General features: G+C 74.3%; 5 protein-coding genes. 2 read left to right on the top strand and 3 right to left on the bottom strand.

Annotated features, from left to right (window positions below):
• Nucleotides 1-92: 92 nt before the first annotated feature.
• On the bottom strand, nt 93-899 hold the full coding sequence (locus ABZ951_RS33260) for a site-2 protease family protein (RefSeq protein ID WP_344089668.1): 807 nt from the start codon (nt 897-899) through the stop codon (nt 93-95).
• 120 nt (nt 900-1019) lie between these two features.
• Between ABZ951_RS33260 and ABZ951_RS33255 the strand changes: the two genes are divergently transcribed.
• On the top strand, nt 1020-4358 hold the full coding sequence (locus ABZ951_RS33255) for a BTAD domain-containing putative transcriptional regulator (RefSeq protein WP_361281693.1): 3339 nt from the start codon (nt 1020-1022) through the stop codon (nt 4356-4358).
• Between the two features lie 57 nt (nt 4359-4415).
• On the opposite strand, the gene ABZ951_RS33250 is transcribed toward ABZ951_RS33255, so the two are convergent.
• Nucleotides 4416-5240, bottom strand: a complete 825-nt coding sequence (locus ABZ951_RS33250; RefSeq protein ID WP_344089670.1) for an ABC transporter permease — start codon at nt 5238-5240, stop codon at nt 4416-4418.
• A complete protein-coding gene (locus ABZ951_RS33245; protein WP_344089671.1) occupies nt 5237-6256 on the bottom strand; it encodes an ATP-binding cassette domain-containing protein in 1020 nt (339 codons plus the stop codon). The genes ABZ951_RS33250 and ABZ951_RS33245 overlap by 4 nt, the downstream gene beginning before the upstream one ends.
• A 10-nt stretch (nt 6257-6266) precedes the next feature.
• Here ABZ951_RS33245 and ABZ951_RS33240 point away from each other — a divergent pair.
• On the top strand, nt 6267-6469 hold a 203-nt coding region (locus ABZ951_RS33240), incomplete at its 3' end, for a hypothetical protein (RefSeq protein ID WP_361281688.1).

The raw sequence follows: 6469 nt of genomic DNA, 5'->3' as shown, positions 1-6469 counted from the left end.
GCCGGTGGACTCCTGGATCGCGGGCAGGGCGGTCAGGACGACCGACTGGTCGATCATGTCCATCAGCTCGGCGTCCGGCCCGGGGTGCCGCGCTAGCCGATCACCAGCCCCGTCAGCGGCGGGATGTCCGGCGTGCCCTCCCAGAAGCGGAACAGCTGCTGGCCCCAGTAGGTGTCCCACGCCATGACGTCCAGCCCGCGCAGTACCGCGTCGATCATGTCGAAGAAGGCGTGGTTGACCTCGGGGATCCACAGCACGCCGAAGACGGCCAGTATGCCGAAGGGCGCGAACGGCTCCACCTGGCGGCGCACCTTGTGCGACAGCCACGGCTCGATCACCCCGTAGCCGTCCAGGCCCGGCACCGGCAGGAAGTTCAGGATCGCCGCGGTCACCTGGAGCTGCGCCATGAACGCCAGCGCGTAGCGCAGGTGGTCCGGCACCCCGTCCATCGTCCCCAGCCAGAACGGCGCGGTGACGACGACGGCGAACAGGGCGTTCGTCAGCGGGCCCGCCGCCGAGATCAGGCTGTGCCGCCAGCGCCCGCGGATGCGGTTCCGCTCGATGAACACGGCGCCGCCCGGCAGCCCGATCCCGCCCATGATCACGAAGATCACCGGCAGGACGATGCTGAGCATGGCGTGGGTGTACTTGAGCGGGTCGAGCGTCAGATAGCCCTTCGCGCCGACCGAGATGTCCCCGCCGTGCAGGGCGGTGCGCGCGTGCGCGTACTCGTGGAGGCAGAGCGAGACGACCCAGCCCGAGACCACGAAGAGGAAGACGGCGAAGCCGGGGCTGGCCGAGAAGCCGGTCCACACCGCCCACAGGGAGACCCCCATGACGGCGACGAGGGCGAGGAAGACGGGGCTCACGCGCCGATCGCCGCGGGCCGCTGCTGACATACCGGTGTGCTCCTGAACTCGGGGGCCGGACCGCCCGGGAAGACGGGCATACCGGGCGACGTTACTTGCTCGGCCCCGCTCCCCGTAAACCCCCCGGGAACGGCGGGTGAGAATGGGACCGTGCGCTACGGCATCCTCGGCACCACCCAGGCCCATTCCGACGACGGCCGGCCCGTCCCCCTCGGGGGCGCCCGGCTGCGTGCCCTGCTGGCCGCGCTGGCCCTGGACCCGGGCCGGAGCCGGTCGCCCGAGGCGCTGATCGACGCCGTCTGGGACAGCGAGCCCCCGGCCGACGCGGCCGGTGCCCTGCAGGCGCTCGTCGCCCGGCTCCGGCGCGCCCTCGGCCCCGGCGCCGTGGCGTCCGCGGCCGGCGGCTACCTGCTCCGCGCCGAGCCCGAGGACGTCGACCTGTACCGCTTCGAGCGGCTCGCCGGCGCGGGAGCGGCCGCCCTGGCCGCCGGCGACCCCGCGAAGGCCGGGGCCCACCTGGACGAGGCCCTCGCCCTCTGGCGCGGCCCCGTCCTCGCCGACCTGCCCGGCCGCACCGCCTGGGCACCCCGCCACGACGCCCGGCGCCTGGCCGCCCGCCGCACCCGCCTCGCCGCGTCCCTCGCCCTCGGCCGGGCCGAGGCCGTCCTGCCCGAGCTGGCCGAACTCTGCGCCGCCCACCCCCTGGACGAGCCGCTGCACGCCCTCCGCCTCCGCGCCCTGCGCGCCGCAGGCCGCCCGGCCGAGGCCCTCGCCGCGTACGAGGTGGTCCGCACCGCGATAGTCGATCGCCTCGGCGCGGACCCCGGGCCCGAACTGCGCGCCCTGCACGCGGAACTGCTGGAACCGGGCCCTGTCACACCGGCCGCCCCGGCCGCCGCCCCGCCCTCGCGGGCGCCGGGCAACCTGCGGGCCCGGCTCACCTCGTTCGTCGGGCGGGAGGACGACCTCGCGCTGATCCGCGAGGACCTGGGCGGGCACCGGCTCGTCACCCTCCTCGGGCCCGGCGGCGCCGGGAAGACCCGGCTCTCGCAGGAGGCCGCCGAGGCCGCCGCCGGGGACGGCGGGGGCTGGCCGGACGGCGTCTGGTTCGCCGGGCTCGCCCCCGTCGACGACCCCGCCACCGTGCCCGAGGCCGTGCTCACCGCGCTGGGAGCCCGCGAGACCGTGCTGCGCGGCAGCACCGCGGAGGGCCTGCGGGCCGCCACCGACGCGGCCGCCCTCGACCCGCTGGCCCGGCTCGCCGAGCACTGCGCGCACCGCCGCATGCTGCTCGTCCTCGACAACTGCGAACACGTCGTCGACGCCGCCGCCCGCCTCGCCGAGACGCTCCTCGCGCACTGCCCGGGCGTCACCGTCCTCGCCACGAGCCGCGAACCGCTCGCCGTGCCCGGCGAGTTGGTGCGGCCTGTGGAACCGCTGCCCGACCCCGTCGCCCTGCGGCTGCTCGCCGACCGCGGCGCCGCCGCCCGCCCCGGCTTCCGCGTCGACGACGACCCCGAGGCGTGCGCCGAGATCTGCCGCCGCCTGGACGGCCTGCCCCTCGCCATCGAACTCGCCGCCGCCCGGCTGAGAATGCTCACCCCCCGCGGCCTCGCCGACCGCCTCGACGACCGCTTCCGGCTGCTGACCTCCGGCAGCCGGACCGTCCTGCCGCGCCAGCAGACCCTCCGCGCGGTCGTCGACTGGTCCTGGGACCTGCTCGACGGGCCCGAACGGGCCGTGCTGCGCCGCCTGTCGGTCTTCTCCGGCGGCTGCGACCTGGCCATGGCGGAAGAGGTGTGCGCCGACGCCCCGGACAGCCCGGCAGCGGGCCCGGCGGGGGAGGCCGTCGCCTCGCGGGACGTCGCCGCCCTCCTCGGCTCGCTGGTCGACAAGTCGCTGGTGGTCGCCGCGCCCGACACCGGCGGCGACATGCGCTACCGGCTGCTGGAGACCGTGGGGGAGTACGCCGGCGAGAGGCTGGACGAGGCCGGGGAGCGGGCCGCGGTGGAGCGGCGGCACCTGGTGGCCTACCGCGAGTTCGCCCGCACCGCCGACCCGCGGCTGCGCGGGCCCGAGCAGCGCGTCTGGCTGGAGCGGCTGGAGCTCGAACACGACAACCTGCGGACCGCGCTGCGGCGCGCCGTCGCCGCCCGGGACGAGCAGGAAGCGCTGTGCCTGGTGCTGTCCCTGTGCTGGTTCTGGCAGATGAGGGACCACCGCGGCGACGCCGCCCACTGGGCGGAGGCCGCCGCCGCCCTGGGCCCGGACCCCTTCGCGGAGCCCGTCGAACCGGCCGTCCCGATCTACGTCTCCTGCACCGAGGCCCCGCCGCCGATGGGCCCGGACCTCCTGAAGGAGGCCCGGCGCGGGGTACGGCTGATCGCGATCGCCAACGTCGAGAGCGACATGCAGGTCATCAACTCCCCCGAGACGCAGGCGAGACTGCGCGGCATCGTCACGGCGTACGGCGACGGACAGCCGCAGAACTCCCGGGTGCCGGGCCTGATGTGGTTCTTCGCCATGCTGCTGACCGGCGACTTCGAGGACCTCTACCAGTGCCTGAACAAGGCGGTGGCCCGCTGCCGCGAACTCGGCTACGACTGGGACCTCGCCCACTCCCTCCAGCTGCGCGCCAAAATCCTCAACGACCGTGCGGGCGGGCTCGGCCCGAGCGCCGAGGACGCCGGTGAAAGCCTGCGCATCTTCCGCCGGCTCGGCGACGCCTGGGGCGTGGGCGAGGCCCTCTCCGGGCGCGGCGAGGCCCACGAGCGGCGCGGCGAGTACTCCCTCGCGGCGGCCGATTACCGGGAGGCGGTCGGCCTGGCCACCGAGGTCGGCGCGACGGGGCAGGTGCCGGGGCTGCGCGCCCGCCTGGCCGAAGCCCTCCTGGAAGCGGGCGAGGTCAGCGCGGAGGAGGGCGAGCGCATGCTCCGCGAGGCGCTCGCGGAGGCGCAGAAGGCCAACTCCACCGAGGCCGCCCCCTTCGTCACCCTCCACCTCGCCGTGCGGATCGCCCGCTCCGGCCGCACCGCCGAGGCCCGGGAGTTGTTCGAGAGGCTGCGCACCGAGTTCGACCGCCGCGCCATCCTTCTCTTCCGGGGCCTGGTCGCCGGGCTGCTCGCCTGGCTCGACGCACTGGAGGGCCGCCCCGCCGACGCCCTGCCCGCCCTGCGCGAGGCACTGAGCTCCACGGCCGACGACCCGATCGCGACGCTCGTCGCCCCGGAGCTGCCGATGGCACAGCTGCTGATCGCGGCGCTGGCCCACGCCGAGCTGGGCGGCGAGGAGCACGCGCTGACGGCCGCCCGGCTCATCGCCGCCAGCACGGTGCTGCGCCCCCTGCAGCAGCGGCTCGTCTCCAGCGAGCGGGAGACCCGCGACCGGGCGGAGGCCGCGGCACGCGCCGTCCTCGGTGACGCCGGGTACGAGCGCGCGCACACCGAGGGCGGCGGCCTCTCCCTGGAGGAGGCCATCGCCCTGGTCTGACGGGCCCGGGCCGGGTGTGACCCGGCCCGGGCGGCCCGGCCGCCGCGCACGGCGGCCTCAGGTCTTGCTGCGGAACTTGGCGACGGCCAGCGGCGCGGTCACCACCGTGATGGCGACGGACCAGCCGAGGGTCATCCACACCGAGTGGGCCACCGGGCCGCCGTTGATGAGGTTGCGCGCGGCGTCGGCGAGGTTGGACAGCGGGTTGTAGTCGGTGAACGCCTCCAGCCAGCCGGGCATCCGCGCCGTGGGCGCGAAGACGGAGCTGCCGAACTGCAGGGGCATCAGGATGAGCATGGCGACCCCCTGCACGGCCTGGGGCGTCTTCATGGCCAGCCCCAGCAGGATGAAGATCCACATCAGGGAGGCGCCGAAGACCATGGCGAGGGCCACCGCCGCGAGCAGGTGCAGGACCGAGGTGCTGACGGTCAGGCCCAGGATGAAGCCCATGGTCAGCAGGATCGCGCAGGCGATGAGCATCCGGCCGACCTCGACGACGATCTTCGCGATGAGGACGGAGGACCGGGCTATCGGCATGGTGCGGAAGCGGTCCATCACCCCCTTCTTGAAGTCGTCGTTGACCCCGGTGCCGACGGCCATGGCGATGTTCATCCCCATCATCGCCATCAAGCCGGGGACGAGGTAGTTCACATACTCCTTCTCGTTGCCCTTGCCGGCGATCGAGCCGCCGAAGACGTAGGTGAACAACAGGATGAAGATGATCGGCATGAGGACGGCGTCGAACATCGACTCCGGGTCCTGCTTGATCTGCAGCATGTTGCGGCGCGCGAGGGCGCCGATGTGCCGCAGGTTGGCCCGCAGGCCGATCCGGCCGTCGGGGGAATGCGCCTGCACGGGCGCGCTGATCGTCGCCGCGCTCATGCCGCGACCTCCTGGAGTGCGTCGGTGGGTGCCTGCTCCGCGGCCGAGGTCTTCTGGCCGGTGACGGCCAGGAACACCTCGTCGAGGCTCGGCAGGTGAGTGCTGATGTCGGCTATGGCGAAGCCCCGCCCGGCCAGCAGGGAGATCACGGCGGTCAGCTGCTCGTCGCTGATGATGGGGACGTTGACCACGCCCTCGCTCTCGTCCGCGACGGCGCCCGCGATGCCGTCCAGCCCGGCCTGGGCCAGTGCCCCGACCATCCGGGCCAGCTCGCCGCGGTCCGCCGGGCGGATCTGGAGGGTGCGGCCGCCGACCTTGGCCTTCAGCTCGTCGACCCGGCCGCCCGCGATGACCCGGCCGCGGTCGATGACCGTCAGCTCCTGGGCGAGCTGCTCGGCCTCCTCCATGTACTGCGTGGTGAGCAGGACCGTGGTGCCCTCGGCGACCATCCGCTGGACCTCTTCCCACACCTCGTTGCGGGTGCGGGGGTCCAGGCCGGTGGTGGGCTCGTCCAGATAGAGGACCGCGGGGTGGCCGATCAGGGAGGCGGCCAGGTCGAGCCGGCGGCGCATACCGCCGGAGTAGTGCATGGCCGGGCGCTTCGCGGCCTCCGTGAGCGAGAAGCGCTCCAGCATCTCCTCCGCGCGGCGCCGGGCGTCCTTGCGGGAGAGGTCGAGCAGCCGCCCGATCATGTAGAGGTTCTCGAAGCCGGAGAGCTTCTCGTCCACGGAGGCGTACTGGCCGGTCAGACCGATCGCCCGGCGCAGCTGCCGGGGCTGGGTCAGGACGTCGTACCCCGCCACGCGAGCGGTGCCGGCGTCCGGCCGGATGAGGGTGGACAGGGCGCGGACGAGCGTGGTCTTGCCCGCGCCGTTGGGGCCGAGTACGCCGAGGACCGTGCCCTCGCGCACATCCAGGTCGACCCCGTCCAGAGCCTTGGTGGCACCGAAGTGCTTGACCAGGCCCCGGACTTCTACGGCGTTCCCGCCGCTTTTCGAGGTGTCGTGTCGCTTCATGCCCCCTACGGTGTCAGCACCCACTGACAACGCACCGACAGGTGACCGACGGGCCGCCGACGGCTTCGCCGACGGTTCCGCCGACGGTTCCGCCGGGGCCGCACAGGGTCTGGCCGGCCGGGACTTCGGCTGCGGGCCGTCGTTGCCGCCTGCGGCGGCGAGCGCCCTGCGGGCGCGTCCTCAAACGCCGGACGGGCTGAAATCAGCCCGTCC

It is taken from the genome of Streptomyces sp. NPDC046215, from assembly GCF_040646215.1.
In the GTDB taxonomy this organism is placed as follows: domain Bacteria; phylum Actinomycetota; class Actinomycetes; order Streptomycetales; family Streptomycetaceae; genus Streptomyces; species Streptomyces stramineus.
Note: the sequence above shows the minus strand (reverse complement) of the source record. Positions and strands in the feature narration are given on the sequence as shown.